Origin of the sequence: Microbacterium sp. H6 (genome assembly GCF_003314775.1) — a bacterium.
Taxonomy (GTDB): Bacteria; Actinomycetota; Actinomycetes; order Actinomycetales; family Microbacteriaceae; genus Microbacterium; species Microbacterium oxydans.
Map to the genome: position 1 here is coordinate 1 of NZ_QOAY01000246.1, position 2154 is coordinate 2154.

General features: G+C 67.5%; 3 protein-coding genes and 1 pseudogene. 1 reads left to right on the forward strand and 3 read right to left on the reverse strand.

Going from position 1 to position 2154, the window contains the following annotated elements; genetic code table 11:
- Positions 1-420, forward strand: a 420-nt coding sequence (locus DSP71_RS15650) for a S9 family peptidase (RefSeq protein ID WP_147251341.1), incomplete at its 5' end; no start/stop codon positions are given.
- 21 nt (positions 421-441) lie between these two features.
- On the opposite strand, the gene smpB is transcribed toward DSP71_RS15650, so the two are convergent.
- The 3 genes and pseudogenes from smpB to DSP71_RS15665 form a co-directional block, all read right to left on the reverse strand.
- Entirely contained in the window at positions 442-918 is a 477-nt protein-coding gene (smpB, locus tag DSP71_RS15655) for an SsrA-binding protein SmpB (protein WP_046749008.1), read from the reverse strand.
- Between the two features lie 63 nt (positions 919-981).
- A complete protein-coding gene (ftsX, locus tag DSP71_RS15660; protein WP_046749007.1) occupies positions 982-1896 on the reverse strand; it encodes a permease-like cell division protein FtsX in 915 nt (304 codons plus the stop codon).
- Positions 1893-2154: pseudogene (locus tag DSP71_RS15665) on the reverse strand (cell division ATP-binding protein FtsE); the annotation flags it as partial. The gene ftsX and the pseudogene DSP71_RS15665, both read right to left, overlap by 4 nt.

The window sequence follows — 2154 nt, forward strand, 5'->3', positions numbered from 1 at the left end:
TGGACCGTGCTGTCGACGCTGGTGCGGGGCGGAGCCTTCGCTGCCGGGATCAGCCGCTACGGGGTCGCCGATCTGCGCATGCTCGTCGCGGAGACCCACGATTTCGAGGCGTCGTACATCGACGGTCTGGTCGGCCCCCTCCCCGAGCACGAGCACCTGTACGTGGAGCGTTCACCGCTCACGCACGCCGACCGGATCGACGCGCCCGTGCTGCTGCTGCAGGGCGGCGAGGATCGCGTGGTTCCGCCCTCGCAGTCCGAGGCGATCCGAGACGCGCTCGCGGCACGCGGAGTCGACCACGAGTATGTGCTGTACCCCGCCGAGGGGCACGGATTCCGCAGCGCCGACACGATCGTCGACGCCCTCGAGCGCGAGCTGACGTTCCTCGGCCGTGTGTTCGGCTTCGAGCCGCGTCTGTGAGGGCGGCTTCCCCCGCGAGGGTCACTCCCCCACGCGGTTGCGCAGACGCATGGCGCGGTCGGCTTCGCGGGTGTCCTGACGCTCACGCAGGGTCTGTCGCTTGTCGTACTCGCGCTTACCTTTGGCGAGGGCGATCTCGACCTTGGCGCGACCGTCGGAGAAGTACAGCTTCAGCGGGATGAGGGTGTATCCCCCTGCCGAGACGGCGTGGGCGATCTTCGCGATCTCCTCACGGTGCAGCAGCAGCTTGCGGATGCGCTTGGCCGAATGGTTCGTCCAATGCCCCTGCGAGTACTCCGGGATGTGCACCGAGTCGAGGAAGACCTCGTTCCCCTTGACGAACGCGTAGCCGTCGCTGAGGTTGGCTCGTCCCTGACGCAGCGACTTGACCTCGGTGCCGGTGAGCACCATCCCCGCCTCGTACGACTTCTCGATGGCGTAGTCGTGACGTGCGCGACGATTGGTCGCGACGACCTTCTCTCCGCGTTCCCTGGGCATGATGCTCTCCTGTTGCCGTGATGAGCCCGATCGATCGATCCGACCGCGCAGCCTTTCAGGCTATCAGGTGCGCAGCCAGCGTCGGATCGCGAAGCCCGCGGACAGGGCGGCGAGGATCACTCCGATGCCGATCAGCACCGGGACGACCAGTGCCGCGTCCTGCATCGTGACCCACGTCGTGATGAACGGCACCCTTCCCCGCAGATAGCCGTTGACGCCGAAGTGCACGCCGGCGACGACCGCGGCGCTGGCCAGGGCCGACCCCAGGAAGGCCGCGAACACGCCCTCCAGCACGAACGGGGTCTGGATGAAGCGGTTGGAAGCGCCGACGAGGCGCATGATGCCGATCTCCTTGCGCCTCGCATACGCGGACAGGCGGATCGTCGTGCCGATCAGGAGAGTCGCGGCGATGAGCATGAGCACGGCGATCCCGACCGCGATGTAGGTCGCGACGGTCAAAGCGGAGAACAGGGGCTCCAGGTACTGCAGCTGATCCTTCACCTGCTCGACCCCAGCCTGTCCGCTGAAGGCTTCGGCGAGCACCTGGGACTGGCCGGGATCCTTCATGGTCACGAAGAACACTTCGAAGGCCTGGTCGGGAGTGAGCACGCTCGCCTGGTCCGCGCCGAGCTGGTCGACGAGTTTGGCGTAGGTCTCTTCCTTGGTGTCGAAGGTCATCGAGCTGATGAGCGGTTTGAGCGCGTCGCCCTCGAGCTGCGCACGCACGGCTGCGACCTGCTCCTCGCTCGCCGCACCGTCGAGACACGTCTCGGATTCCGACACGGCCGAGCACATGTACACAGCCACCTGGGCGCGCTCGGCCCAGTAGCCGCGCATGACGCCGATCTGCCCCTGCATGAGGATCGCGGCGCCCACGAAGGTCAGGGACACGAAGGTGACCAGCACGACGGAGATCACCATCGAGATGTTCCGCCGGAGTCCGACGAGGGCTTCGGTCAGGATGAGTCCGATTCTCATGAGGTCGGGCCCACTTCCTCGTCGTCCTCGTCGGAGAGACCGAGGCGATCCGCGACACCGAGTTCGGCGACGTCGACCGTCGGCAGGACGATCGGATGCGTTCGCGGGCGTGCCGCCGGAGCGGGTTCGACGGCCGAAGGCGGCTCGACCACCGCGGGAGGTTCGACGGCAGCGGGAGGCTCGACCACGGCGGGGGGCTCGACGACGTTCGCAGCTGCGCCCTCCTGCACCGCGGGCTGCGGTTCCGGCGCTTCGACC